Annotated in this window: 23 protein-coding genes; 5 read left to right on the forward strand and 18 right to left on the reverse strand. The window is 58.5% G+C overall.

Translation table 11 applies throughout. The features are described 5' to 3' along the window. Positions 1–167: 167 nt before the first annotated feature. Positions 168–635, forward strand: a complete 468-nt coding sequence (locus ACWYRN_RS20110) for an Lrp/AsnC family transcriptional regulator (RefSeq protein WP_229435394.1) — start codon at positions 168–170, stop codon at positions 633–635. 244 nt (positions 636–879) lie between these two features. On the opposite strand, the gene ACWYRN_RS20115 is transcribed toward ACWYRN_RS20110, so the two are convergent. The 8 genes from ACWYRN_RS20115 to ACWYRN_RS20150 all read right to left on the reverse strand — a co-directional run bounded on the left by ACWYRN_RS20115 (position 880) and on the right by ACWYRN_RS20150 (position 8676). Continuing rightward, on the reverse strand, positions 880–1965 hold the full coding sequence (locus ACWYRN_RS20115) for an endonuclease/exonuclease/phosphatase family protein (RefSeq protein ID WP_488689431.1): 1086 nt from the start codon (positions 1963–1965) through the stop codon (positions 880–882). 90 nt (positions 1966–2055) lie between these two features. After that, positions 2056–3030: a 5'-nucleotidase gene (locus ACWYRN_RS20120; RefSeq protein WP_488689432.1), complete on the reverse strand. Its 975-nt coding sequence runs from the start codon at positions 3028–3030 to the stop codon at positions 2056–2058. Next, on the reverse strand, positions 3031–4104 hold the full coding sequence (locus ACWYRN_RS20125) for an HDOD domain-containing protein (protein WP_488689434.1): 1074 nt from the start codon (positions 4102–4104) through the stop codon (positions 3031–3033). 141 nt (positions 4105–4245) lie between these two features. After that, entirely contained in the window at positions 4246–4509 is a 264-nt protein-coding gene (locus tag ACWYRN_RS20130; protein WP_488689435.1) for a hypothetical protein, read from the reverse strand. A gap of 192 nt (positions 4510–4701) precedes the next feature. Then, the gene (locus tag ACWYRN_RS20135; RefSeq protein ID WP_488689437.1) at positions 4702–4992 is read right to left on the reverse strand and encodes a hypothetical protein; all 291 of its coding nucleotides are present in this window, start codon (positions 4990–4992) and stop codon (positions 4702–4704) included. Positions 4993–5118: 126 nt separating this feature from the next. Then, a complete protein-coding gene (locus ACWYRN_RS20140) occupies positions 5119–6951 on the reverse strand; it encodes a putative bifunctional diguanylate cyclase/phosphodiesterase (RefSeq protein WP_488689439.1) in 1833 nt (610 codons plus the stop codon). Then, entirely contained in the window at positions 6914–8290 is a 1377-nt protein-coding gene (locus tag ACWYRN_RS20145) for a sensor domain-containing diguanylate cyclase (RefSeq protein ID WP_488689441.1), read from the reverse strand. The genes ACWYRN_RS20140 and ACWYRN_RS20145 overlap by 38 nt, the downstream gene beginning before the upstream one ends. Then, positions 8290–8676 carry a PAS domain-containing protein gene (locus tag ACWYRN_RS20150; RefSeq protein WP_488689443.1) on the reverse strand — a complete coding sequence of 129 codons (387 nt, stop codon included), beginning with the start codon at positions 8674–8676 and terminating at the stop codon, positions 8290–8292. Before ACWYRN_RS20150 ends, ACWYRN_RS20145 begins: the two co-directional genes overlap by 1 nt. 186 nt (positions 8677–8862) lie before the next feature. Between ACWYRN_RS20150 and ACWYRN_RS20155 the strand changes: the two genes are divergently transcribed. The 3 genes from ACWYRN_RS20155 to ACWYRN_RS20165 all read left to right on the forward strand — a co-directional run bounded on the left by ACWYRN_RS20155 (position 8863) and on the right by ACWYRN_RS20165 (position 11945). Then, complete coding sequence (locus ACWYRN_RS20155) at positions 8863–10095, forward strand: AMP-binding protein (RefSeq protein WP_488689445.1); 1233 nt, start codon at positions 8863–8865, stop codon at positions 10093–10095. Positions 10096–10195: 100 nt separating this feature from the next. Further along, the gene (locus ACWYRN_RS20160) at positions 10196–10390 is read left to right on the forward strand and encodes a PEP-CTERM sorting domain-containing protein (protein WP_488689447.1); all 195 of its coding nucleotides are present in this window, start codon (positions 10196–10198) and stop codon (positions 10388–10390) included. A gap of 607 nt (positions 10391–10997) precedes the next feature. Beyond that, positions 10998–11945, forward strand: a complete 948-nt coding sequence (locus ACWYRN_RS20165) for a hypothetical protein (protein WP_488689449.1) — start codon at positions 10998–11000, stop codon at positions 11943–11945. Between the two features lie 204 nt (positions 11946–12149). Here the strand turns inward: ACWYRN_RS20165 and ACWYRN_RS20170 are convergent, their stop codons facing one another. Further along, on the reverse strand, positions 12150–12749 hold the full coding sequence (locus ACWYRN_RS20170) for a serine O-acetyltransferase (protein WP_488689450.1): 600 nt from the start codon (positions 12747–12749) through the stop codon (positions 12150–12152). Between the two features lie 427 nt (positions 12750–13176). On the opposite strand from ACWYRN_RS20170, the gene ACWYRN_RS20175 reads away from it, so the two are divergent. Beyond that, positions 13177–14472, forward strand: coding sequence for a cellulase family glycosylhydrolase (locus ACWYRN_RS20175; protein WP_488689451.1), 1296 nt, complete (start codon positions 13177–13179; stop codon positions 14470–14472). Positions 14473–14735: 263 nt separating this feature from the next. On the opposite strand, the gene ACWYRN_RS20180 is transcribed toward ACWYRN_RS20175, so the two are convergent. The 9 genes from ACWYRN_RS20180 to epsF all read right to left on the reverse strand — a co-directional run bounded on the left by ACWYRN_RS20180 (position 14736) and on the right by epsF (position 25893). Next, positions 14736–16061: an acyltransferase family protein gene (locus tag ACWYRN_RS20180; RefSeq protein WP_488689452.1), complete on the reverse strand. Its 1326-nt coding sequence runs from the start codon at positions 16059–16061 to the stop codon at positions 14736–14738. Between the two features lie 103 nt (positions 16062–16164). Next, positions 16165–18237, reverse strand: coding sequence for an acyltransferase family protein (locus ACWYRN_RS20185; RefSeq protein WP_488689453.1), 2073 nt, complete (start codon positions 18235–18237; stop codon positions 16165–16167). Between the two features lie 114 nt (positions 18238–18351). Then, positions 18352–19650 (reverse strand): O-antigen ligase family protein, encoded by a 1299-nt coding sequence (locus ACWYRN_RS20190; RefSeq protein WP_488689454.1) that lies wholly within the window; start codon positions 19648–19650, stop codon positions 18352–18354. Next, positions 19647–20606 (reverse strand): glycosyltransferase family 2 protein, encoded by a 960-nt coding sequence (locus ACWYRN_RS20195; RefSeq protein ID WP_488689455.1) that lies wholly within the window; start codon positions 20604–20606, stop codon positions 19647–19649. The genes ACWYRN_RS20190 and ACWYRN_RS20195 overlap by 4 nt, the downstream gene beginning before the upstream one ends. A 98-nt stretch (positions 20607–20704) precedes the next feature. After that, positions 20705–22003: a hypothetical protein gene (locus ACWYRN_RS20200; protein WP_488689456.1), complete on the reverse strand. Its 1299-nt coding sequence runs from the start codon at positions 22001–22003 to the stop codon at positions 20705–20707. Between the two features lie 3 nt (positions 22004–22006). Next, positions 22007–22711, reverse strand: coding sequence for an exosortase-associated protein EpsI, B-type (epsI, locus tag ACWYRN_RS20205; protein WP_488689457.1), 705 nt, complete (start codon positions 22709–22711; stop codon positions 22007–22009). Then, positions 22704–23609, reverse strand: a complete 906-nt coding sequence (xrtB, locus tag ACWYRN_RS20210) for an exosortase B (protein WP_488689458.1) — start codon at positions 23607–23609, stop codon at positions 22704–22706. Before xrtB ends, epsI begins: the two co-directional genes overlap by 8 nt. Next, the gene (locus tag ACWYRN_RS20215; RefSeq protein ID WP_488689459.1) at positions 23609–24481 is read right to left on the reverse strand and encodes a CpsD/CapB family tyrosine-protein kinase; all 873 of its coding nucleotides are present in this window, start codon (positions 24479–24481) and stop codon (positions 23609–23611) included. Before ACWYRN_RS20215 ends, xrtB begins: the two co-directional genes overlap by 1 nt. 11 nt (positions 24482–24492) lie before the next feature. Next, positions 24493–25893 (reverse strand): chain length determinant protein EpsF, encoded by a 1401-nt coding sequence (epsF, locus tag ACWYRN_RS20220; RefSeq protein WP_488689460.1) that lies wholly within the window; start codon positions 25891–25893, stop codon positions 24493–24495. Positions 25894–25897 lie beyond the last annotated feature (4 nt).

Genomic DNA, 25897 nt, shown 5'->3' on the forward strand with positions numbered 1-25897 from the left:
CAAATTGGGGTGTTTGTCTGGGAGATGTCGATTTTACTGCGCCGCACAAAAAATATTCTTTCGTATCCGGCGGAGATTGGCGGAGGCTCGTGAAGGTTCTTCTTTGTTTGGGCTAGAATGTAGAAGAATTATCTTCTGTCTTAATTTTTTGAAAAGGAGGCCCGGCGATGAAGGATGGCGTGCTCGACGAGATCGACCGCAAGATACTGCGCACCCTCGCGCGCGACGGGCGCATCAGCAACCAGAAGCTGGCCGAGACCGTCAATCTGTCGCCCACGCCATGCTGGCACCGGGTCAAGGCGCTGGAGGAATCGGGGCACGTGCAGGGCTATGTAGCGGTGCTCGACCAGCGCGCGCTGGGCGTGCCGGACACGGTGATCATCGAGGTCACGGTGGACCGGCACGACGACGAGATCTTCCAGGCGTTCTCGGATGCGCTGGCGGATTTGCCGGAGGTGATGGAGGCGTATTTGCTGTCGGGCGAATACGATTACCTGATCAAGGTGGCGGTGTCGGGTACCGAGGGCTACGAGCGCTTCCTGCGCCAGAAGCTGTACAAGCTGCCGGGAGTAAAACACACGCGCTCGACATTTACCCTGCGCTGCCTGAAGCGGGCGGCGTCGGTGGCACCGTGATGTTGTTGACGTTGTTTCTGGCGTTGTAGGGTGGGCACTTGTGCCCACGCGGTACGAGGCGTGCCAGTCGAAATGTTACCCAGAGCCGGTCCACGTGCGTTTCGGGCGCCCGCGGACAGATAAGCCATGATCATTCGCCGTACCGCGTGGGCACAAGTGCCCACCCTACAAATGCGACGGCATCACCGCGGAAAGCGCATTGCCCGGCCCGCGCAGCACGGCCCGACATGACGCCTGGTCACTATCACGCCTGCGGCTCGTGCACATCCGACACCCGCACCGGCTCGGCGGCGATCTTCTCGTCGGCCAGCGCTTCGTCTTCGGCATCGGCTTCCAGCCCTTCCTGCGCCGCGCCATGGCGGCGGTCGTAGGCCAGCTCGACCAGCATCGGGAAGTGGTCCGACCCGAACGCCGGCAGGCGCTGGATGTGGGCCAGCGTGAAGTGCTTGCTGTGGAACAGGTGGTCGAGCGGCCAGCGGAACAGGGGAATCCCGGCATGGAAGGTGTTGAACATGCCGTGCCCGATGCGCGGGTCGAGCAGGCCGCTGATCTTGCGGAACAGGCGCGTGGTGGTCGACCAGGCGACGTCGTTCAGGTCGCCGGCGACTACCACCGGCGTATCGAGGTCGGCCACGCTGCGCGCCACCACCAGCAGCTCGGCGTCGCGCTCGGTCGATTCGTCGTGCTCGGTCGGGCTGGGCGGGGCCGGGTGCAGGAAGTGCATGCGCACCTTGCGCCCCGACTCGAGCACGATCATGGCATGCATCGAGGGGATGTCGTCCTCGACCAGGAACTGGATCGCCGTGTCTTCCAGGGGCAGTTTCGAGTACACATGCATGCCGTACAAATTGTCGAGCGGGCACTTCAGGGCGTAGCGGTATTCGCCCTCGAGCGTGTCGAGATGGCGCTGCCACCAGGCGTCGGACTCCAGGGTGACGAAGATGTCGGGCCGGTGCTCGCGGATCAGGGCCAGCAGGCCTTCGGCATTGTGGTTCGGGGCCAGCACGTTGGCGGTCAGGATGCGCAGGCGCTCCTCGCGGTCGCTGGAAACCGCCGCCTTGACTTCGTTCGGGTAGATCCGGGTATAGGGAATGATCCACCAGGCCTGGTAGACCAGGCAGGCGGCGGTGACGGCGAGCAGGATCGCGGTTGCGTAGTCGCCCAGGTCGAGCAGCGACAGCTGGGCGATGAGCACGGCCAGCGCCACGGCGGCGATCTGCAGGCGCGGGAAGTCGAGGTCGCGCACCAGCCAGGTCGTGCGCTGCGAGAGCGGGACCAGGGTGGCGAGCGCGATCAGGACGACCAGGGCGGCAAGGATGGGAAAGGCCATGGCAGAGCGGTATTCTTGTTATTCGATGCCGCCAGTATGCCCGTGTCCGTCTTCTTGATTTGTTCGGAAACGAACATAGCCATTCGCCAATCAGGCGGCGGCTTCGCCTTCCCCTTCGCCGGGCGCCTGGACCGGGCGCCGGTTCGCGATCCCGAAGGGCACGTGCACCATCGGGATGGTGCCGCCCGGCGCGGCGCGCAGGTGCGACATCTGGTCGTCGAAGAAGATGTGCGGCTTGAACACGCCCAGCACGCGCGACTTGTCCATCCCGCCCAGGAAAAAGGTCTCGTCGGGCGAGACGCCCCAGCTTTTCAGTGTGGTAACGACGCGCTCGTGCGAGGGCGCATTGCGCGCCGTGATGATGGCGATGCGCACGATGCGCCGGTAAGCCGGATCGGCGCGCGCGGCGTCGTCCTCGAGGCGCTGCAGCACCGCCAGCTGGCGAAACAGCGCCGCCAGCGGCCCCACGCTGTGAGGGCGCGCCACGTGCAGGGTTTCGTGGGCGTGGAATTCGTCGAGGTCGTTGTTGCGCTTGAAGACGGTCTCGGATTCGTCGTCGGCCAGCACGCCGTCGAAGTCGAAGGCCACGCGGAGTTCCAGGTCGCCGTCCTCGTCGGCGATCTTCGAGGGCAGCACCAGCCCGGCCGGGTAGTCGACGGCGATCGCATTCTTGACGTCGTCCTCGTTCGCGCTCAGGAACAGCGAGGCGTTAAAGGCCGGCAGGTAGGGGTAGGGCGGCTTGCCGTTCATGAAGGCGGCGCGCGAGATGTCCAGGCCATGGTGGGCGATCGAGCGCATCACGCGCAGGCCCGTCTCCGGCGAATTGCGCGAAAACAGCACCACCTCGACCGGGGCCTGCTGCGGGAAGCAGCGGTTGATGTTCAGGAAGCGCCGGATGAAGGGAAAGGCCACGCCCTTGCCGAGGATGGTGTCGAGATGCCGCTCCTGGTAGTCGCGGTAGGCATCGGCGCCATGCTCCAGGTAGACCTGGTGTGACTCGGACAAATCGAACAGCGCGCTGGACGCCACGCCTATGACGAGTTTCTGTTCTATCGGGAAGGGCATTCAATCCTCGGTTCCTGGTTGATCGGCCAGCTGATCATAACAGGGCCGCAGGCGGGTGCCGAGGATGGCGCCGACCAGCGGATGCCCGGTCTGGACGGCGCCGGCGTCGACGAGCAGGCGCAGCTTGGCGAGGCGGTCGCCCTGGGCCAGCACCTGGCCCAGGGCCGAGGAGTCCAGCCGGCTGCCTTCGAGGATGGCGCCGGCCACGGTTTCCGGGAAATCCCAATGCAGCGCGATGCCGTAGGCCATGCGCCGCGCCAGCGCGAACAGCACCCCGACCACGCTGTTCGAGGCCGGCAACGCCTTGCCGTCGCAGACCTGGTCGATCAGGCGGAAGACCACCACCAGCCCGACGTTCTGCACCAGGCCGGCGAGATAGGCTTCGAAGGGGTCGGCGCCGGTGGTCGGCGCCAGCGTGCTGGCCGCCAGCGCGCATTTCTCGGACTGGCGCCAGATCTGCGGCGCCACCTGGCTGGCGAAGCGCCCGGTCTGCGTGCTGATGATCGGGCGGAAGGCCACGCGCGCCAGCAGCATGCGCAGGCCGTTACGGCCGAGCAGGATCAGCGCGCCCTGGATGGTGCGCACCGGCGCCGGCGGCCGGTACCAGGAGCTGTTCGCTTCGCGGATCACTTCGCCCACCAGCACCACGTCCTGCGCCACCATGCGCGCGATGTCGGCGCCCGAGACGCTGTCGTCGCGCAGGCTGCGCAGCAGTTCCGGGATCACCGAGGGCACGCGCGGCACCAGCTCGGCCGCATTGGCCGGCCGCTGCGCCAGGCGCGACAGCTCGGCCAGCACCAGGGTCTCGGTGGCCACATCGGCCGGCGCTGCGGCCGGGACGGCGCCCGCCAGCCAGCGGTAGAAGGCCAGGTCGAGCGCGGGGCCGGGATCGGGGGGCGGCGCGGCTGCGGCGGCTGCGGACGGTGCGGGCGGCGTGGTCGGTGCAGGCGACGTGGACGATGCAGGCGGAGTAGCTGCGGGAGCGGGGACGCCGGAAGCGGCGCCAGGCTGTGCGGGGAGGCTGCCCGGCGATCGCGGCGCGGCGCCAAACAGGCGCGCGATCCAGTTCTTCATGATGGGAGGTGGCGGCCGGGGAAGGCCGGATTCTACCAAGCCAGGGCGAAACGCGTTGCCGGGCCTGCGCCAAGGGGAACAAGCGCGGTGCGCTACTGCGCCGCGGCGCGCTCCCGGCGCGCCGCGATTGCTGCGCAGGGCTCAGCGGCCGGTGCCCGACGTCGTGCCGGTGCTCGAGGTCGTGCCGGTGGCCGAGCTGCTGCCGCCGCTGATGCCGATGTTGCCGTTCGGCTTGGGGGCCGGGTTCTCCGGCGACTCGGTCATGGGCACGGTGCTGCCCGTCCCGCTGCTCATGCTGCCGGACGTGCTCGAGCCAGTCGAATCGGTGGTGCCGGTGGAGCTGCAGGCGGCCAGGCCCAGGCTCATCAGGCCGGCCAGGACGATGCTGGTAGAAGTGCGCTTCATGGGTGTTCTCCGTGAGTGATTGAGAAGACAATCGAGGAATCCATCATGCAAGCGCTCTCGTCGGTTTGCTATAGGAGCGCAACGAGAGTCCTTGTAGGATGTGCCGGACGTTAGCTGTCGGGCCGCCGGGGCGTGGCAAACGGCGTGCCCGGCCCGCAGGCGATACCGCGGGAAGGCGGCGGCCGGGCGCGCTTAGCGGGTACCGGTGCCGGTGGTGCTGCTGGTGCCGGTGCTGGCCGGGGTAGCGGTGCTGGTCGGCGTGGCCGAGGTGCCGGTCGAGGTATCGGTGCCGTTCATGCCACTGCCCGAAGTGGTGCCCGACATGCCGGCGCCGGTGTTGCTGGACCCGCTGCTGGAGCCGCTGCTCATGGAGCCCGACGAGCTGGTGCCCGTCGACGAATCGGTGGTGCCGGTGGAGCTGCAGGCGGCCAGGCCAAGGCTCATCAGGCCAGCCAGCATGACACTGGTGTAAGTGCGCTTCATGGTTATCCTCCGTTTTTGATTGAGGTTTTCATGATGAGAGTGGCCTCTACAATTGGCTATAGGAACAAGGCGAGACCCGGTGTAGGAGATACCGGACACATTGCCGGGCTGCCCCGCTGCAGCGCCTCAGGCCGCGTGCCGTTGCTTCAGCCAGTCCACCAGCGCCGGCGCCGGCAGCGGGCGGCTGTAGAAGTAGCCTTGCCCCTTGGCGCAGTGCTGGGCGCGCACCGCCTGGGCCTGGGCTTCGGTCTCGATGCCTTCGGCCACGGTGTTCATGCCCAGGCTGCTGGCGACCTTGACGGTGGCTTCGATCAGCACCTGGTGGTGGTGGCTGGTGTCGGCCTTGCAGACGAAGGAACGGTCGATCTTGACGGTGTCGACCGGCAGCAGGTGCAGGCTCGACAGCGAGGAATAGCCGGTGCCGAAGTCGTCCAGCGCGAGCTTGATGCCGAGCGCCTTCAGTTCGTGCAGGCGCAACTGGGTCTGCTCGTCCTGGGCGGCCAGGCTTTCCGTCACTTCCAGTTGCAGGCTGGCCGCCGGCATGCCGGTCTGGGCCAGGATTGCCGCCACTTTCGCCGTCCAGTCGGGCTGGGCCAGCTGGGCGCGCGACAGGTTCACCGCCACCAGGCGCGGCGCGGCCGCGCCCAGCTCGCGCTGCCAGCGCATGAAGTCGGTACAGGCGCGCAGCAGCACGAAGTCGCCGATCTGGTCGATCAGGCCGCATTCCTCGGCCACGCCGATGAAGTCGAAGGGCGGCACCAGGCCGCGCACCGGATGCTGCCAGCGCACCAGCGCCTCGACCCCGGCCGCGTGGTCGGTGCTGCCGTCCGGGTTCAGCCCGACCACCGGCTGGTACACGACGAACAGCTGTTCCTCGGCCAACGCGGTGCGCAGCTGGGCCTCGATGTCGGCTCGGCGCGCGGCACGTTCGCGCATGCTGGCCTCGAACACCACGTGGCGTGCGCCGCCGGCGCGCTTGGCCTCGACCATGGCAATGCTGGCGTCGCGCATCACGGCGTCGGCATCGGCGGCGGTGTCGTCCGACCCGCCGTCCATGCCCTCGCCCCAGAACACGCCGATGCTGGCGCGGCAGGCCACCTCGCGCCCGGCCACCCGGTGCGGGCCGTCCAGGGCGTCGAGCAGGCGCATTGCCGCACGCTCGGCCTCGTCGCGCTGGCGCAGGCCGTCGAGCAGGACCACGAATTCGTCGCCGCCCACGCGCGCCACCAGGTGGCCGCTGCCGGCGGCGGCATCGATGCGGCGCGCGCCCGGCGGCATGCCCCAGCCGCGTTCGGCCATCGCCGCCAGCAATTCGTCGGCCAGGGTCACCAGCAACTGGTCGCCGAGGGCCTGGCCGAGGGTGTCGTTGATCTGGCGGAAGCGGTCGAAGTTCAGGAACAGCAGGGCGAACTGGCCGCTGCCTGCATGGTTGCCAGTCGCGGGGCGCTCCAGCATCGCCTGCAGCTGCTCGCGCACGGCGGCGCGGTTCGGCAGGCGCGTCAGGGCGTCGGTGCGGGCGGCGCTGCGCAGGCGCCGGCGCAGGGTTTCCTGCTCGCGCTGCATCTCCAGCGTGGCATCGGTGATCACCGCCATCAGGCGCTGGGCGTCGAGCTTCAGGAGGCTGATCGACAACACCTGGGGCGCGCCCGGCGCCGTAAACGCCTGTCCGAGCGGCAGGCGCAGCGCTTCGCAGACCACGCCCGAAGGCTCGGCAAAGCCTTCGGCCAGCCGCTTCACCTGGGGCGCCACGTTGTCGAGCACCGCGAACAGGTTATCGAGGCCGGCGTCGGTGGCGAGCGGCATCAGGAGGCTCGACGCCATCGGATTGAGCATCTCGACCGCACCGGCGAGGTCGGTCTGCACCAGCCCGATGGGCGCGCGGTAGAGGAACTGGACGAGCGCCTCGTAGGCGTCGATGTTTTCAACCTGCATTGCGGCTTCGCTTTGGAATGTCTTCATTGTCGCTCAATCCGGAACTCCAGGAGGCCACGCAGTTGCGCCCGCGGCCCTTGGCGAGGTACAGCGCCTGGTCGGCGCGCTTGATCAAATCGTCGATGCCGGCGGCGGCATCGCGCTCGCCCCCGGCGGAGGGCGCCAGCACCGCCACGCCGGCGCTGACAGTGTAGGCGATTTCGCCGGCATCGCTCGCCACCAGGCGCGTCGCCACCAGTGCGCGCAGGCGCTCGGCGCCGGCCAGCGCTTCTTCCTCGCCGGTGGAGGGCAGCAGCACGGCGAATTCCTCGCCGCCCAGGCGCGCCACGGTGTCGACGATGCGGAAGCTGTCGCGCAGGGCGTCGGCCAAATCGACCAGCACGCGGTCGCCGGCCGGGTGGCCGTAGCGGTCGTTCACGTTCTTGAACATGTCGGCGTCGAACAGGACCAGGGCCAGCGGGCGCGGCGTGTGCGCGGCGCGCTCCAGCTCCAGCTCGGCGGCCTCGAAAAAGGCGCGCCGGTTCGCCAGGCCGGTGAGATGGTCGCAGAAGGCGGCCTGGCGCCGCTTCTCGCTGGCGGCGCGCTTGTCGCTGATGTCGCGCAGGATCAGCGCATAGGCGGGCGCCTGCGGATCGTCGATGCCAAAGGCTTCGCGGTCGGGCAGGGGCGCGATCAGGGCGCTGGCCCAGAACTGGCTGGCGTCGGCGCGCAGGCGCAGGCCTTCGTCCAGGCTCCAGCCGTTGCGGTCGGCCTCGCGCAGGCGGTCGAGCAGGTGTTCGGGCGTCATCGCGCCGGGCGGATAGAACACGGAATACGGCGAGCCGATCACGTGCTCACCGAAGCCGGTGACGCGCGCGATGCTCTCGTTCCAGTCGACGATGCGCCCAAGGCGGTCGATCGAGACCAGGGCATAGTCGCTGATGCGGGTCAGGATCGCGTTCAGCCAGGCGTCGCTCTGGCGCAGCTGGCGTTCGCGGCGCACCTCCGCGGTGACGTCCTGGATCACCGTCATGATGCGTGCCTCGTCGAGCTTCAGCAGGGTGAGCGACAGGATCTGCGGCGCGCGCTTGCCGTTCTCGGCGCCGCGCAGATGGATGTGCAGGCCCTCGAAGACCATGCCCTGCGCGCGCGGATACTGGGCGCACTGCAGGCGCAGACCGGGCGCCACGCCTTCCAGCGCGGCGAACAGGTTGGTCAGGCAGCCGTCGGGCGAGAGCGGCATCAGCAACTGCGCCGAGATCGGGTTGATCATCGCGATCTCGCCGTCGAGGCTCGCTTGCACCAGTCCGACCGGCGCCAGATACAGGAACTGGATCAGGGCCTCGTGCTCGGCGCGCAGCTGCTCGGCGCTGTCGTCCGGCAGCATCACCGGCGCTGTACCAGCACGTAGCGGTGGGCGCCGCCGGCGCTCGCCAGCAGGCGCAACTTGACCTTGATCGGGCGCATGCGCAGGGTCAGCACGTAGTCGATGGTGTCGTCCAGCTCACTGTTCTGTTCCGCCGCGTCCTCGAAACGCTGGGCCACCATGAAGTTGTTCATGCAGGGCGCGACGTTGGTAAACAGCGGCTCGCCGATCACCCGCTGCGGCGACAGGCCGGCCGCCTGCGACTCGACTGCGTTATAGCGCTGGACGACGGTGTCGGCGTCGAAGCCGATCACGCCGAACGCCAGGGCGTCGAGCTGTTTCGGGCTGCTCGCGTCGAGCAGGCCGGCCAGGCCGGGCGCGTCGAAGGATGGGATGGCATTGGTCATGGTGGGCAGGCTCCGGATGGGATCGACAAGGAGGATTGTCATTATTGACGTTGGGAAATGGATGTTGGCAGCGTTCGGCAACTGTGTCAATTGTGTGCGCCGCTGTCTTTACAATTGTCGGCATCGATTGACACATGTTGTAGCTGGCTGGCACCATCCCCAACTTTAGTTGCCGAGATGGAAACAATGGAGCAGTGTGCACCGCGCCGGGACTGGTGGCAAGAGGAATCGGCGCTGCACCGCGTCGTGGGCGACCTGGTGGCGGCCGAGCTGGCGCTGGCGCGGCCGGGGCGGACGTTGCCGGCTTTGCCCTGGCCGGAGGAAACCGACCTGGCGGCCGCCCTCGGCGCCGATTCGCTCGACCTGATGGGGGCGGCCACCGCGCTGGCCGATTTGCTCGGCTTCTCCCGTGCCGGCATGGAGGACGCGCTGCTGGCCCAGACCCGTCTCGTGGAATGGGTCGCCGCGGCCCGCGCCAGCCTTGCGCGCGACGATATCGTTGTTACCTTCCGCACCTCGGGCAGTTCCGGTATGCCCAAGCGTTGCGCGCATCTGCTGGCCAGCCTGTGGCGCGAAGTCGACGAGCTGGCTTGCCTGCTACCGCACCGGCGCCGCATTCTGACAGCCGTGGCGGCCCATCATATCTATGGCTTCCTGTTCACGGTGTTGCTGCCGCAAGCCGCGCGGTTTGCGGATGCGCCGCTACCCGTCGTCGACCTGCGAGGCGCCTCGCCGGCGACGCTGGTCGCCCGACTAGCGCCGGGCGACCTGGTGGTGGCCCATCCCGACTTCTGGAGCGCCGTTGCAGCGCTGGCACCGGACTTTCCCGAGGACGTCGTCGGAGTCAGCTCGGGCGCGCCCTGTCCCGACGACACAGCACGCAGCCTCGCAGCAGGCGGACTGCGCCTGCTGCAGGTGTACGGCAGTTCGGAGACCGCCGGGGTCGGTGCGCGAGAGCAGGCCGGTGCACCGTACCTGCTCCTGCCCTACTGGCGCCGCGGCGCGCAGGAGGGCACGATCGAACGCGAGGTCGGCGGAGAGTGGCGGCACTATCCCTTGCAGGACCGGCTGGACTGGATCGATGGCGAACGCTTCGTGCCCCGGGGGCGCGTCGACCAGGGCGTACAGGTGGGCGGCAACAATGTGTTCCCCGCCTATGTGGCCGAGGTACTGGCGATGCATCCGGCTGTGCGCGAATGCGTGGTGCGCTTGATGCGGCCCGACGAGGGCAAACGCCTGAAGGCCTTCGTGGTCGCAGCTGGGAGTGCCGAAGCGGGGGTATTGCGCGAAGAATTGGATGCCTGGATGGCCGCACGCGTCTCGCCGCCCGAGCGTCCGGCAGCGTACTCGTTTGGCCCGTCGTTGCCGCGTCAGCCGGGCGGCAAGCTGGCGGACCGGGTGATTGAAGCCTGGAGCTGAATCTGCCCGGTGCGTCCCTGACAACACGGCATCCCAAGCGTTTGAATAGAACATCTCAGGCTTGACTTCGGTCGGGAGCTTGCCATGCGCGGCAATTTACATGAGGACCCAGGCGCACCGTCCCAACGGCGGCGGCCAAGTGTCCGATTTGTCGGACATGACCTTGTTCGCACGCGATGTGGCGCAGGTAACCAGTCCGGTGCCGGAGCCGGAGCCGGAGCCGGAGACTTATGCGATGTTGTTTGCGGCACTGGGCTTGATTTTTGCAGTTAAGCACTCGAAGCGCCAGCGATGAAGGCGAGACCATAACTGTTAGTCCCGGCCTATCACCTAGCGCCTAGGTCGACGATATCGCCTGATCGTAATCCGTTATTTATGGAAAACGAACATAAGCGTAAACATTACGTACTAGAACATGCGAAGTTTATTAATACTTGTATCGGATCTGGCCAGTAGCGGAGATTGGGAGACGGTGCCCTAGTGTACTACGCCGATGCGTTTATACTAGTGTCGAAAAACAGTCACCTTCTTTCTGTTATCAATGTGCGAAGACAGAAAGTCATTTATTGAAAGGCCGTTAACCCAAATTCGGCAAAAACGTCTCGTTTTGACGTCAATATTGATTAATAACGTTGCCCTACGGAATGGGACAGAGGTAGTATTTCCGCCTGGAATCTCCTCTAAACATTTTTTTATCTGGGTGACAAGTGTCTACTATTTTCTGCATACTCACGTCTCGCGCCTTGGCGGCTGTGACTGCCATCCTACTGACGTCAGTCTCTGCCGCGGCCGTGGCTGGCAGCGCAATTGCTCCTGCTTCAACTGCCATAATTACGGCAGCATCGTGCTCTTACCCCGCCGTACAGGCAGCAAGCGCTGCTGCCGCTACAGGCCAAACAATCTTGATCCCAAAGGGAATCTGCGACTGGGGTGCTAATCAGCTAACATTGCCCGGCGGTGTGAGCATTAAGGGTGCGGGCCGCGACCTGACTATCTTGAAGCGCACCGCAGCTGTACCGGTAAATACATATCTTGTCAGATTTGACTGCTGGAATGGCAAACGAGCAACGTTCTCTGATATGACCTTAGAGGGCGCGATGATTTCTACTAGCCAAGACCGTGGGCTGGGTCTTATTAACGGCTGTATGGACTTTAAAGTCTTCAACTCGAAGTTTACCAAGTTCGCTTTTGCTGGCGTTGAAGTGCGCGGTGGAGCTAAGCAACGCGGTGTAATTTTCAAGAACCAGTTTATTGATAACTACAATCCCGGTATCGGTACCCTCGGTTATGGGGTGGTTGTATTCGGCGACGGGACCTGGCCTGCGCTGGAACTGGGTTCAGCTAACGCCGTATTCGTCGAAAGTAATTATATGATCGGTAACCGCCATCATATCGCATCCAACAACGGATCACGTTACGTGTTTCGCTACAATGCAGCGGTCGCAACGGACGCTACGATAAACTATTCACAAGCCGATGCTCACGGGCTGTCGTCATCACCGTTAGGAAGTCGAAGCTGGGAGATCTACGGTAACTCTTTTTCAGCGCGCTTGTCTGGCACTGCCAAAGCGTACGCAGGTATCGGAATTCGCGGCGGAGACGGCACTATTTTTAATAATTCATTCTCATCTAACATCAAAAATCCGATATTGCTTCAGCTCGAATTTGGCGCGATCTGCGGAGCCTCTTACATCCAGAATCAAATCCGGGAAGCCCATGTTTGGTCGAACGTGGGCGGTGCAATTACAGCATTATGCCCAATATCAATTGCGTTGAACCGTGAATATTTTACATATGCACGGCCCAACTATAAAATATACCCATATCCTCACCCATTGCGCGAAATGTAAGCGAGAGTTTGTTTTCTGTGATGATTCTTTATGCAGAATTCTGCATAAAGAATCATCCGGAAAGCGCTGCATAAATGCACAGTCGCGACCGCTAGTAACGTTCTATTGATACTATATAGCCATGACATAAAAGTTTCAACGGGCAATAGTGCAAGGTCAACTCGCTGCCATAAAAAATGAGACCGGTCAAACTACATATGCTATTCAGTCGCGCGTCGAGACATTCGTATCCCATCCCTTTGTAATGTAACTATCCGAGGTCTTATTAGAGATAATGCGAGCAGGAATTCCGCCAACCGTGCAATTTCCTTCTGGAAATGATCTATTTACCACTGCATTCGCTGCGATGACGGTATTCGGTCCTATAACTATATTCCCAAAGAGTTTCGCCCCAGGCCCAATATAGCAGTTGTCGCCTATTTTTGGTACCAACTGAACAGGTCCGGCTTGGGTTCCAATATTGACTCCTACATGCACCCGACAATTTACGCCGATCTGCGCGTTGTTGTTAACGATGATGTCGCCCCGATGTGGTAGTCCAAGTCCGGGTCCAAATACGTTTGCTGGGATTGAAAACCCCACATGTGTTCCTATTTGCACTAAGCGTAAGCGCAAATAAACCTGAAGTAATCGGCTACCTCGGCAATTCGTAACGTACTCTAATAAACGCAAAGTTCTTATATATTTCCATCTTGCATCAAAAAGACGTCGCGTCCAGTCGTCTTGCACTCCCATTGATTTTGCGTCTGCGCGCAGAAATGCCTTGTAATCTTGATATGATTTGATCTTCATGTAATCAGACATGACTAAATTTAAATGTGAGCTTTGCGATCGTGCTAAGTCCCTAGTTGCTGCAGTTCTGTAGATGAAGTGCTGCCAGGATGCGCGCCTATCAGCTTAGTAAAGTGTAATCGATAAATCGGCTCCATCGCAAAAAAAAGTGAAAAAAATACAGTTTTGAAAGAGATTAGTGAGCAACCGTCGGCTACTTGAGCAATGCACAGCCCAAAAACAACGGAACGCGCCGCAACTAAACTATGCGGGAAGAACGGCGTTACGGTGAGTCGCGAGACACGGGTCGCAGGAAGCTACAGCTAGTACCGATAAAATTCGCCGTGATAGAATGGCCGATCATGCTTCGGCTTCAAGTTGTAGATCAGCTACGCAAAAGTCCGAGTTCTCTTAGAAACAGACTCGCTACATCAACGCTGTATTACTTCTCTGCGTTTATATGAATTATATTAAGCTTTCGGTGTTTTGGTCGTTTATTGCTATTCTTGGGATCTGTCGCAGTGATAATGCGTTTGGTCGCGAGGCGGTCGCGTCTCCCGTTTTCATTGGCCAGCATTTACAATATGCTCGGTCAATTGATTCATTGCAGAACAACCTCTTCGACGGTCTTAGAATATGGGCAGCAGAAGGTACGACCTGGCGGGAATTGGAGCCACAGAAAGACAAGTTTGATTTCTCCCGTTTAGATGCGCATGTCAATGGCGCTATTGCGCGAAAATTAAATGTGATGTACACCTTCGGTCAAACGCCTCGGTGGGCATCAGCGAGACCAGACGAAAAGGGGAACTTAGGTTACGGTGCAGCAGCGGAACCAGAAAAAATAGACGATTGGGCACAATATGTTCGCGTGATCGCTACAAGGTACCGCGGGCGTATCTCTGCGTACGAAATAATGAATGAACCGCGTATTCCTGAGGCGCTCAAAATGTGGACTCCGGGTTTTTATTCTGGAAGTGCTGAAAAACTCGCGGAAATGACAAAAGTCGCTGCAACTGAGGTGCGCAAAGTCGATCCTAGTGCAAAAATTGTATGTCCTTCCATGGCAGGCTTTGATGGTTTAAAACGGCTCGACTATTTTCTACGTACTGGGGCCGGAAAATATTGTGACGTAATCGGATTTCACTACTATCTCCCAACGCATTCAATCGACGAACTCCAAAAAATGATAACAGAGACACAGAAAATCGCGCAGAGGCATGGTCTTTCTAAATTACCCATTTGGAATACGGAAACTGGTGTTTTAATTGCTGAGGCGGGCTTCAGTCTTAGTCCTAGACATAAGAGCGGTGCATTCAGTGTGATGTTTGCATCTGACGAGGCGGCAAATCTTGCCGCGAAAATATTAATCACCTCGCACGTGCTGGGCATTGAACGCACTTATTGGTTTGCACATGATACATCATGGATGGGTTCTACGATTGCAGATAAGCGCAAAAATCAGTTGAACGGATTTGGAGAATCAATTGCGATATTGAAGCGATGGCTAAGCGGAAAATATCTTCAACGTTGCTCTATGTCAAAAGTGGATGCATATTGCGAGGTGGTGCAAAATGGCAGAATAATTGGCGCTGTTTCTTGGGGTAAAAGAATTGCCTCCTCCAAATGGCTGGCTCAGGGATTCATTCAGGCTGAGTACTTAGACGGACGCAAAACATCATTGACAAGTTCTGACAATTCGATTGTGTCAGATGGCGTAAACGATGTGATATATCTTGTTGCATCCAGCGTGAAGTAACATTCGGTGGTTCTTAAGCCTAAGAAAACAGTTAAGCTTTCAGCGAGCAACGACTTAATCAAAATGTCTTATAACGGTTGGGTGAGGCGACATAGTGCAGATCCAATTAATCGATGAACAGACTCGGTGGCTTTGTTTCTTTATCCAAGATTAGTCAGAACGCCGTCTAAAAATGGATGACCCGACGAGCTCTCCAATAGTCCCTAACATGCCCTTCCGACCACGGTTCGACTAATGAATATTCAAGTGCCGATATTCGGTGTTTAATAAGTGTGTGGCTTGACTTTTGCCGAGTGAACGGGGGTATCGCCGTCGACTGCATTTTTCCCATTTAAGGCTCCACCAACCTTCGACTGGTGTCCTTTTTCAATATTTAACAATCGGGCGCGCAACACCGACTGAATAGGTGTCACAAAACGGTCCTGCGCCAAGAAGCAAGCCCAAAGGAGCAGGGCTAAGTACAGTGGATATACCGAGATTGAGGGTTCGAGATATCGTCCGGTTGCAACTATTGCCCCCAAATCTATATTGCCTTGAATATAAAATCCCCTCACAAACTTCTCTGATTTTTGAAAAATCTCGAATAGGCAGCCATGTAACAAAAAAAGTGGGAGCGATAACGAGCCCAGTCGTCCGGCCCAGAATTTAATCGTGAGATTATTACAGGCGCGAGCGCGTGCTGCTAACCAAACAACTGCCAAACTCGCCGGATAATAAAATCCGTTCTTAATGAAATGCATGTGTATTTCGTAATATTGCAGAACAATTCCAACTGCAACGGTAAAGAAAATTATCGCATAGCACCACAAGTTCTGCCTTCTCTCATTTCCAGGTGAAGTCCGTGCGCAGAGAACGCACAATATCATCCCACCCAAAAAGAGTGGAAGCCTTAAAACTGGATTATGGTGAAGGATTCCTTCCGACAGCAATCCATTAAGCTGGAAGACATCTGCAGTTACTCCCGGCACAGCAAAGATAAGCCCTAGCACAATAATAAACGCTCGCGGGAACCTCATTTTGTAGACCCGCGGTGCGAAAAATGGGAACAAAAGATAATAAAACGCCAGTGCAGAGAGCGACCAGGAGGGAAAATTGAACGACAGGTAAGCAGGATTCCAGGCGTGTAGTAGCAGAACGTTAGTGAACACTGTCATCATGAATTCAGTCGTGCCCAATAGTCGAACAGCTGTCCCGGACGGTTCCGTAGGCACGCTAATTCCTCCACGCGTGTATATAGTCACGGCAACAGGAATCAGCGTAATTAAAAAAGCGAGAAAGTGCAGAGGATACAGTGTTGAGAATCGAGCAACGAAAAAACTTTTGCCGTCAAGTTGCGATCCTGCCCGCCGCACAACATACGCATGGGTAAGCAGGAACCCTGAGAGCACGAAGAATCCGCTCGTAGCGAGGTTTCCCAATCCCAACGCGGCATCCAGCCAAGAGCCAGCTAGCAATTTGTAATTTCCGCTGAACGTATGGAACAACACTAAATATATCGCCAACAAGAATCGGAGCCAGTCCAAGGCCCAAAAATCTTTTCTATCATTTGTGCTTTCACCATAAATACCGCGCGGACCGGTGATCAACATGACAAGCTCCGTATAACTGAATCGAATATTAACGCTGCAGACTATAAAGCGATCGCTAGGTCATTTCGTGAACCGCTCTAGACTTATTGAAGATTTAACATTTTTAATAGGAGGCTACAGGTTTCTCAATTTCTTTGCTGATCGTATTATCACTTCTGAAACTATCTTTTCGCACAGGCGCAATGAAGATTGGAGTGAAGAGATCTTTTATAAATAGTGCGCCTGCTTTGCTTAAATGATTGTCGTCGGCGTAAAGAACGTGGCCATTGGCGACGATTTTGCATCGTTGATTAGAGCATAGTTTTGAGCCGACATCGATTACATGGATTCGTCGATCGGTTGCCAAGGCATCCAACGTATTCCGGATAAACGCTTGGCGCGTCTCGAAGTCGGCAGTTCTAATACCAGCGGGGCATTCTCTTCCGAGATAAGTGCATAGTCCAAGTGCCCGGGGAGGGTCGATTCGTTGCTCGGGAATATAGGAAACAATAAAGATCCGTTTTTCTGCGAGTAGGTCAACAGTTCTACGCACGGAACGTTCGAATACTCTTCTATTTTCGCCATAGCTAGTGCTTTTCGAATTTATGTCTTTGACAAACCAACCGTCATCTACGGTTTCACCGAAACGTGTGCCGAGTGCGGCGGACGTCCACCGCCCGATAAGAACGACGTTAGTTATAGAGCGCTTATTTTTCAACAACGTTATAGCTGCATCCACAAAGTCTTTACACGACGAGTCGCCTCGCTTATTCATGTCGTCCAACCCAGCTAATGGGTAGCATCCAGAGCTTGTCAACACAATCCCCCGCCGGCCAGCTTCGGTAGCCGCCTCACTTATTCCGGGAAGAAGGGCATCGCCAAAGCTATCTCCAAGGATGGCAAATGAAGGAGAATCTTCACCAGCGCCAACGAGGCAGACATGTCCCTTGACGATTTCGGCAACTGATCGCCCGTCACATTCCGCCCGTCGAGGGTTCACGTCCCTAGCTCCAGCAGCAAATTGTTGAACTGACGCGGGAAGCCTGGCCGGAACTCCGTTGCCGATATATATTGCGAAGTTGCTTGCGATTAGGAGAGCAACGCTAACTGCGGATAATCTCATCAACTGAGCGGTGTTTGCAAACCACTTTCTATCTCTGATAGGAGCTTCAATGAACCGCATCGAGACATAGGAAGCGAAAAACGAAGCGGCGATAACCAAGATTTTCTCCGTTTCAGTAAATTCACGCATTAAATAATACTTGCCGAACACGATGATCGGCCAATGCCATAAATAGAGTGAATACGATAGTTTACCTACCCAGACGACAGGCTTGCATGTCAGAACGGTGCCCGTAATCGTGCCAGAAGAATAGGCAACTACTAGAGCTGCACCTAAGGCTGGGAGTCCGGCCGCAAAGCCTGGGAAGGGAGTTTTGTTGTCGAAAGCGAATATTGAAACAGCAATCAGTATGATTCCAAAACTGGACATGAGATTTCGAACAGAACTGCGTTCGATGTCGCGGAAGCCGATAGATAATGCTATAAACGAACCTAAGAGAAGTTCCCATGCTCTTGAAACTGGCCAGTAAAATGCAGCACTCGGATTTGACTTCGTAACGATAACCGAAGTGATGAAGGATAGCGCGGCAAGTGTAAACAGGATTTGTCGCCAGCGCTTCACGTGTCGCAGCAACAAGAGAAGCAAACCTGGAAATACGATGTAGAACTGTTCTTCGACCGAGAGCGACCATGTGTGCAGCAAGGGCTTCAGTTCCGAGCTGGAATCAAAATAGCCGCCCTCCCACCAGAAGAGAAGATTTGACGAAAATAGACCGCTTGCCATTACGCTACGTGCGTATCGTCGAAAGTCCTGCGGCATCAGGAGAAGGCTTGCAATAACTGTGCAGACAATGAATACGAGTATTAATGCAGGGAAGATTCGCCGAACTCGGCGCTCATAAAACTTGTAGATAGAGAAGGCGCCGCTGGTAATCTCCTTAAATAAAATCGCAGATATCAGGTAGCCAGAAATCACAAAGAATATATCCACTCCTACAAAGCCACCTTGGAAGCCGGTAATCCCGGCGTGGAAGAGAAGTACTGGAATAATCGCAAGTGCCCGCAAGCCGTCGATTTCAGGGCGGTATGTGAATTTGTGTTCTGGCGAAGCAGGTCGCGCTATCTGTTTAGTCATTGTTGGCTTTGCATCTATAACATTGAATCGCTGGTGCTACAGTAATGCCAACTCGGCATGAAGCTCAGAAACATTTTGTTGCTCGAGTAGAAGCATCTTGGCTTGAAGATTGTGTTATTTCGCAGTGCCGTATATTCGGTGAGCGGAAGTGAGCGCAGCGGTCCGGATAACGCTCGCAATAAAGACAATATTCATGAATTGTGTCGTTCGAAGGAGCGTACTCTCGCCCAGGTTTAGAAAAAGGCAAAGGAGGGTAATCGAAAAATGAAGTTTTGCTTCGATATGATTCATGGCTGCGAGTTGATAATTTCGATAGAAAGCGATTATCAAAGTTGCGCTTAACAAAATAAGGCCTATGATGCCTAGATCGTTGTAAATATCAAGATAACCGTTATGAGCCTGTCCCGGATATATATTGTTGCCGATGAGAGCATAGCCGGAGATGCTCTGGCGACCTGCCCAGAATCCTCCATACCCTCCACCTATGAGAGGGTCATGGTATCTGGACTCGCCAAGTACGATATTCCAGATAGATGTACGACCGGTAAAGTTATCGGATTTACCCATCTTCGCGAGCAAGTCTGTATAGACTTCGGAGAATGCAGGGAGGGCCTGAAGCTGAAAGGCGGCAAATAAAGTGGCACCCGTGACAAGCAAAGCCGTAGTGACGATGACGGCCCAGCGCTGCGACCTACGCATGAGCGAAACCGTCGCGATTACTCCGACAATGGTTACTGCAAAGATAATTCCGAGGAGGGCAGCGGTGCTTCGCGTTTGGAAAAGCAATGCAACTGCGGCGATCAATAGCAAGGCATGTGCAAGTTTTTTTAGTTTTGCTGAATAAACGCCGTACAAGATCAGGAGAACCGAGAAGGCCATCATTTGACCAGTCTCGTTTTTCGTCCCAGACACTCCTCGCCACCCAATTGCAGTAAACGTGTAGTTTGGTGCGATAGCGGTTAAGATCAAGGATATGGTTACCAAAAAAACCATCGGAGGAGCGAAAAACTTTGAAAAGCTTTCTTGATGTTTATCCGCAGGCATTGAGCCTACGGTCGCACCGCAGGCCGTAACGAGGAATAATAATAGGATGCTTCGTTTGAGTGTTACCTCTGGTGTTATCGACCATGTCGTCGACGCAGCAGCATGTATAAGAAGAAGCCAAATCGGCCATCCTCCAAAGCTGAATTGCGGTGCGCGGACGGACAACTGAGAAGTAATGATGTATATCAGCGAACTTGCTCCGATCGAACCCCAGAGGAGTTGGCGGCCAAGACTGTTATCCGAGCCGACGGCGCCTCCAAACGATATTAAACTATCGCAAACAGCAATTTGAAAAGCGACTCCTAGGAAGACGCGAATCCAGTTGTGTCCAGGAGAAGTATTCCCGATAGATATGGTTGACGATTTCACGAAGCCGCCCCGCCCTTTGTTTTAGCGACTGGTGTCCTATATTCCGTATACGGACCTTTACCGATTCCATAGAAAATGCCTGCGCCGAGCGCAGTGAGGAACAGCGCGTGAACCGATCGTTTAGAAGAAAACGGGCCCAGACAAACACTTAGGACTATGCCGGACCCAATAAAGACAACTGCTTTTGACGCTGTCCGTGCAACGGCTCCCCATTGCCTAAACCGACGTTTGTTAAAAGCATCAACTGAACCAATGCGAAAGCCACGTTTTAGTATCCATGCGATCTTAGTACGGGCCAAAGGCGTCATTTCGCGAACGCAGGCGTCGTCGCACCACACCATTTTGTACCCGGAACGCGCCAGCCTGCCGAAAAACTCGGAGTCTTCTCCGCCCGAGAGGCCAAGTGCTGGATCGAATCGGAAGGCGTCCTTAGCAAACCGATCCATTCTTATTAGTACATTACTTGTTCTGGTTTGATTTATCGGAACAATGAAACCGGTCGCAAATCGAGGACGCTGAAATAGAGTGCCTTTCGAGGCCCATTCTGGCGCATTTTGATCGAATTCAGATATTACTGGCCCAAATACCACGTCTGCCTCATATGATGTCGCCGTCTGCATGAGGTTCGATAACCAGCTTTCGTCGGGCACCTCATCATCATCAATTAGCGCAATCCAAGGAGCGGTGGCGTGTGATAGCGCCATATTCCGTGTTAGAGAAATATTCTGAATAGGCTGCGATAAGTATTTTACTTTCAGCGGAGTGGATAAGCTGAACTCCGTCGTTATAGCCTGCGCACTAAGTTTGGCATCGTTATCGACGACGATAATTTCGACAGCGTTCATCCTCTTCGCTGCTCGCTCGATACCGTGAAGCGCTTTTCGTAGCAGTTCTGGCCGGCGATAGGTGCAAATAAGTACATTTAAAGCTGGGGCTGATAGGTTGTTCATAATCATGTAGGCGGTTGCCCTTATCTATCGTCGATCCTTGAAATTAAGCGCCGCAGACTTCGGGACGCATAAGCGCTAGCAGTGGTGAAGCTTCTTTCCAAAATCTATTTCGTTCCAGCCGAGGCAATGGGGACATTCTTCAATTGTTGCGCAGTAAATATTCCAAGATGAGAATTTCTACTTAAAAGAAATATCATTAAAATCTCTGATGCGATAAGCGACGTGAGAGAAACTGAGAGCGGGACTCTATTTAAACTTAAGAGGAATAATGCGTAGAAAAGCACACAGACGATCAAGTTCGCAAGGAATACCTTTTTGAAACCGCTTGTCTTGGATATATGGACCGTGGAGATTCCGCTGCGCAGCCAAAACACGGCAAAGTACAGGGCCCAAACTGCAACGTAGCCGGTTACTCCCTCTGCCTGCATTGCACGTGGTAATAGGTGAGGGTACCAAGTCACCATCGCGTACCCACATGCGGCCGCAAGCATGATAAAGGCGGCGCCGGCTGCGCTCTGACGTATGACCAGCCGACGTAATTCGACCATTTTGCCCGCGTGGGCCATGGAAACAGAAACGGGTCGGAGCTGCATCAGCCAGCCCTGGATTACCAGGCCAATTGGCGCGAACAGCAGGCGCGCGGCGCCTAACGTGGCCACGGTCTGTTCGTCTTGGGTGCGCTCGAGAATGAACCAGTACCCATTGCTGAAGAGCCACGTTACGATCACTCCGGGCACTGACCAGCGAGCGACTTGTCCGACATCGTTCCAAAAGCGAGGGGCAAAGGCGGTCAGGGCAGTCTCCGCGGCAACGGTCCGTGTGATTGGCCACTGTGGGCGGGAAAGCGTGCTGACCAATGCTGGTAGCGCAAAAGCAAGTACCGCGACTATGAAGGTTAATTCGTGCAGCAGGATTGCGGAACCTGCCATTAACATGGCCATCGCGAAGTACAGGAAGTCGAACCTGACTAGGACTGCTAGGTCAGAGCGAAGCATGCAGGCGTTACGAGCTAGCTCTCGCTTCAGTAACATAATTGTGGCTACGAATATGGTTACCGTCAGACCTAGAGAACCCGGATCCAGTCGTGGCGAGCGCGTAAAAAAATAAGCGATGAACGGGAGGCCAGTCAAAGCGATCAGGACGGTCATCTTATACGCGGCGCGCTCCGTGCGCGCGACCTCGAGTGCCGGCATGCGTGGTATCAGTACCCCAACAGGAGAAATAAACAACGCGTTCTGCAAGCCGCTGAGCAGCTGAACGACGTTGAGGAAAAGTAGGAACGCGACGTAGTGACGGGCTTCCGAGTAGTACAGCAGCGCCAGAGATAACAATAGGTTGCATGCCGAGACCAAACCTTGGCTTGTAACCGAGTATGCTACGCGGGGAATACGAACGATCGCCAATTGTTATCCCTGTTTCGTCATGTTGCCAGTGATGGGCCTGCCTACCGCAAACGCGCGTCCGTCTGCATTCAACACGGACAATAAGTCGTGTACGAATCGGCGCTGCAGCGCGAAGCCTTCCTGCTCAGGTCCAATGCTCGACACCCGGAACAGCAGGCCATCCGGAATGAGTCCGGACATGCCGTACTTCATCTGGGTCAGCTTGCGCTGGAAGCCGGTCTCGTCCACCGCATCGCCGACCCGGATCCAGTACGTCACCGGCTCATAGCGGCGCGGTTGGCGCGCTACCAACTGCGACACCGGGACTTGGCCGAAGCCGGTGTCGAGCGTCGCCTTGCGGTGGCTGAGAATCTCGAACCCCTGGGCCGGATAGCAGACCTCCGGCTTGTGAACACCCAGCGCATCGCTCTGCTCCCTCCCGTAGGCAATGACGAGCATTACTCGCTGGCCGGCGCGATCGACATAGGTGCGACTGATGGTCTGCGAATAGATCTGGTCGAGTTGAGCCTGGACCGTTGGATCGACCTGGACCGGCGTGACGGTATCGTCGACGCGCCACTCGCCGAAGGCGGTGGGAATCAGGCGGCCGACGTCGATGGCAGGACGTGTGTCGGCGATCCTGCTGGTGGGCGTCGCCATCCAGGCACCGGCGGACGCCGTCGCCATGAGAAACGCCATGCGACCGGCCGTGATCAGTCGCTCAGGCATGGCGCACCTCCGACGGAGCGCTGCGCATGCGTTTGACGAGCAACTGCAAGGCCCCGTCGACGCCGAGAATGAGCAGGAGCGCGCTCAGGAAAAGCACGAGACCGGCAAACTGGTGCAGGAAACCCTGGCCCGCCGCGTCGCCGAAGTGGTAAGTGACCAGGCAGAGTACCAGGACCCGCACCACGTTCGCGCCGAACGAAATCGGGACGATCAGCAAGGCCAGCAGGGCGTTGCGCAGCGCTGCGGCATGCCGTGTGATGTTCAGGTAAAACAGTCCCATCGCTTCGAGGGTCAACACGGTCTGCAGCCCGGCGCAGGCATCGGCGACGAGCAACTGGTAAGCGCCTACCTGCAGGATCACGCCCTGGCGCCCGACGGGATAGCCCAGCAAGGAGAGGATGTGTTCCGTGACCAAGGACACAGCCGACTTCATCGGCATGGTCAGCAGGGTAATGACCGACTCCGGCAGGGGAATTATGAACAGCATGAAGAAGAGTGGAAACCATTGCGTCCGTAATGCCTTTATGCCGTGCATGAGCAGCAGGACGGCTGCCAGCGCGAGGACGAAGGAGCCGATTTCGAAAATCAGGATCTGTTGGGAGCGCCCGACTACATACATCAACAGGGCCGGTAGCAGCACGCTCCAGCCGGACGCCGTGGGCCGATCCTGGCGGTCGACGTCTTCCACTTCGTGCCACTTGCGGTACATCAGCCAGAGCGACAGGAACAGGATGACAGGGCCATGTATCTGGGCCGACTTGTTCCAGACTTCCGTTGCAAGCCGGTGCAGAGTCGGAACGTAGAGGAGGCCAAGGCCCGCCCAGATCAGCAGCCATTCGGGCCGTGCCAGCTGGCGCAGCCGGCCAGGTATGTCGCCAGGGAGCAGGGCGGCACGCATCAGAAATCCAGCAAGAGGGCGCCGACGATCTCGACGCCACTGCGCAGCAGTTGTGCCCGGATCTCGCGCACGGCAGCCTGTTTCGTCGTGCTCTTGCTCAGCACGAGCAGCACGCCGCCGGCGCGTGACGCGATCGCATAGGCATCCGCGCTGGTGCTCAGGGGCGGCGCGTCGTAAATCACGACATCGAAGACCCGGGCGAATTCCTCGCTCAACGCGGCGAAGCGGGGCCGGCCCAGCAGTTCGTGCGGATTGGGTGGCTGCGGGCCCGCGCACAGGAGCGAGAGCTGGTCGAAGGGTGCCACCTGGAGCACGCCCGCGTTCTGCACGCGGCCGGCCAGCATGTCGGACAGCCCGGCCCGGGGACCAGTGCCGAACAGGTCGTGCTGGCGCGGCTTGCGCAGGTTGGCGTCGACCAGGAGCGTACGTTTTCCCTGCTGCGCGAACAGCACGGCCAGGTTGGCGCTGGCAACCGCGGCCGAGGCACGCTCGTCCGCCGCGATGACGGCCAGTGACTTGTGCGTGGAGAACCAGCGTACCGTGAGCTGCCCGCGCAAGGCACGCAGCATTTCCGCTTCCTTGCCGAAGGGCTCCATGGCAGCCACGAGCGCCGGGTCGAGGCCCGGCTGGTGCGGCTGCACATACTGGTAGTCGAACTGGCTGGCCAGCACCAGCTGGATGTCGGCCTCGGTGACCAGGCCTAGCTCCTGCGCGGCCTGGCCGAAGCGCAGACCCTTCTGGGCCTGCAGAGCCAGCACCCGGGTTGCGTCCTCGGGCGTGATCTTGCCCATGTCAAGCAGCATGCGGCCGATCGTCGACTCCTTGCCGGCCGCATCGTCGGTCTTGGGCTGCGCGATTTTTTCGATCAACATATCGTTTCCTCTCAGGCGGCGGCGCGGCGGCCGGAAAACAGGCGCGGCAGCGCGAAGAAGCCGCGCTTGCCGTTCGGACGGCTCCAGTCGGCAAGAACAGGGATTTGCAGGTCGAGCACATCGTCGGCCGAATGGACGCGGCGGTCGATCATTTCCAGCAACAAGGCCAGGCCCATGCCGAAGCCGGTGCCGAACAGGATGGCCACGAAGACGTTGAGCAGCATGCGCGGGGACGACGGCCTGGTCGGCGCCAGTGCCGGGCTGAGCACGGCGACATCGGTCTGGTTCGCGTTGCCTTCGATACTGGTCTGCGAAAAACGGGCGCTGGCCGCGTCATAGGTGCGCTGGGCGCTGTCGACGTCGCGGGCGAGGATGGCAAGCTTGTCGCGGGCGCTGTTGAGTTCCAGTATCCTGGCCTTCTGGGCGGCCACGGCCGCTTCCAGCTGGGCCTGGCGCTGGCGGACGTTGCGGGCCACACCACCCAGCGAGCCGTACGTGATATTCATCTGGGCGGCCAGTTCGGCGCGCTGCTTCTCGACGTCGGCCTTGGCGCCCTGGTATTGCGGGTGGTTGGCGCCGAGGCGCTGGGCGAGGTCGGACAGGCGCGCTTCCGCCTGCGTCAGCGATGCTTTCAGGTTCTGGACCAGCGGGTTTGCCACGACATCCGGGCTTTCGCCCGCCACACCGCGTGCGGTGTTCTGGCGCGAGGCGGCATCGGCCGCCTGCGACTGGACGAGGACGAGCTGCGACGACAATTCGTTCAGGCGGGCGGTCTCGACATCGAGGCGCTGGTCTACGCTGACCAGGCCGTTATCCTGCTGGTAGGTCGACAGCCTGGTTTGCGCCTGCTCGAGCTTGTCGCGCAATTCGCGCAGCTGCTCGTTGAAATAGGCGGAAGCCTGCTTCAGGGGCTGTACTTTCAGCTGGATCGAGGTCTTCTGGTACTCGGCCGCGAAAGCGTTCGCCACGGCGGCGGCGAAGGCTGGATCGGTGCCGGTGAAGGTAATCGTGATGACGCTGCTTTCGCGTGCGGGAACGACGTTCACGTTGCGCAGAAGGAGCTCCGCGAGCCAGTCGCGGATATCGCCGCGGCCTTCGGTGGCCTGCTGAAAATCGCGCTGTACCGTGGGGAGTTCAGCCAGGCGCAGCGCGTCAACGACGCCAAGCGCGACCGTCTTGCTCTGGATGATGTCGCCCTGCGTCGCCATGTAGCCGCTGATCATCCCCGAAGGCATCATGGCGCCCGAGACTGGGTCCGCTCCCTTGTAGTTGACCACCAGGGTGGTCGAGGCCTGGTATTTCTTCGGCATCAGCAGATTGATGACGATGCTGGCGGCCACGATGAGCAGCAGCGCGGCGATGATGACGCGGTAGCGCGCCCGTAAAATGAGCAGAACTTGCTGGAACTTCATGGCA

Source organism: Massilia sp. BAP21, assembly GCF_057801335.1.

What these genes read in the sequence shown, in the direction of transcription:
- ACWYRN_RS20110 (WP_229435394.1), top strand. Translation starts at nt 168, where the DNA reads ATGAAGGATGGCGTGCTCGACGAGATCGACCGCAAGATACTGCGCACC.
- ACWYRN_RS20115 (WP_488689431.1), bottom strand. Translation starts at nt 1,965, where the DNA reads ATGGCCTTTCCCATCCTTGCCGCCCTGGTCGTCCTGATCGCGCTCGCC.
- ACWYRN_RS20120 (WP_488689432.1), bottom strand. Translation starts at nt 3,030, where the DNA reads ATGCCCTTCCCGATAGAACAGAAACTCGTCATAGGCGTGGCGTCCAGC.
- ACWYRN_RS20125 (WP_488689434.1), bottom strand. Translation starts at nt 4,104, where the DNA reads ATGAAGAACTGGATCGCGCGCCTGTTTGGCGCCGCGCCGCGATCGCCG.
- ACWYRN_RS20130 (WP_488689435.1), bottom strand. Translation starts at nt 4,509, where the DNA reads ATGAAGCGCACTTCTACCAGCATCGTCCTGGCCGGCCTGATGAGCCTG.
- ACWYRN_RS20135 (WP_488689437.1), bottom strand. Translation starts at nt 4,992, where the DNA reads ATGAAGCGCACTTACACCAGTGTCATGCTGGCTGGCCTGATGAGCCTT.
- ACWYRN_RS20140 (WP_488689439.1), bottom strand. Translation starts at nt 6,951, where the DNA reads ATGAAGACATTCCAAAGCGAAGCCGCAATGCAGGTTGAAAACATCGAC.
- ACWYRN_RS20145 (WP_488689441.1), bottom strand. Translation starts at nt 8,290, where the DNA reads ATGCTGCCGGACGACAGCGCCGAGCAGCTGCGCGCCGAGCACGAGGCC.
- ACWYRN_RS20150 (WP_488689443.1), bottom strand. Translation starts at nt 8,676, where the DNA reads ATGACCAATGCCATCCCATCCTTCGACGCGCCCGGCCTGGCCGGCCTG.
- ACWYRN_RS20155 (WP_488689445.1), top strand. Translation starts at nt 8,863, where the DNA reads ATGGAGCAGTGTGCACCGCGCCGGGACTGGTGGCAAGAGGAATCGGCG.
- ACWYRN_RS20160 (WP_488689447.1), top strand. Translation starts at nt 10,196, where the DNA reads ATGAGGACCCAGGCGCACCGTCCCAACGGCGGCGGCCAAGTGTCCGAT.
- ACWYRN_RS20170 (WP_488689450.1), bottom strand. Translation starts at nt 12,749, where the DNA reads ATGTCTGATTACATGAAGATCAAATCATATCAAGATTACAAGGCATTT.
- ACWYRN_RS20175 (WP_488689451.1), top strand. Translation starts at nt 13,177, where the DNA reads ATGAATTATATTAAGCTTTCGGTGTTTTGGTCGTTTATTGCTATTCTT.
- ACWYRN_RS20180 (WP_488689452.1), bottom strand. Translation starts at nt 16,061, where the DNA reads ATGTTGATCACCGGTCCGCGCGGTATTTATGGTGAAAGCACAAATGAT.
- ACWYRN_RS20185 (WP_488689453.1), bottom strand. Translation starts at nt 18,237, where the DNA reads ATGACTAAACAGATAGCGCGACCTGCTTCGCCAGAACACAAATTCACA.
- ACWYRN_RS20195 (WP_488689455.1), bottom strand. Translation starts at nt 20,606, where the DNA reads ATGATTATGAACAACCTATCAGCCCCAGCTTTAAATGTACTTATTTGC.
- epsI (WP_488689457.1), bottom strand. Translation starts at nt 22,711, where the DNA reads ATGCCTGAGCGACTGATCACGGCCGGTCGCATGGCGTTTCTCATGGCG.
- xrtB (WP_488689458.1), bottom strand. Translation starts at nt 23,609, where the DNA reads ATGCGTGCCGCCCTGCTCCCTGGCGACATACCTGGCCGGCTGCGCCAG.
- ACWYRN_RS20215 (WP_488689459.1), bottom strand. Translation starts at nt 24,481, where the DNA reads ATGTTGATCGAAAAAATCGCGCAGCCCAAGACCGACGATGCGGCCGGC.
- epsF (WP_488689460.1), bottom strand. Translation starts at nt 25,893, where the DNA reads ATGAAGTTCCAGCAAGTTCTGCTCATTTTACGGGCGCGCTACCGCGTC.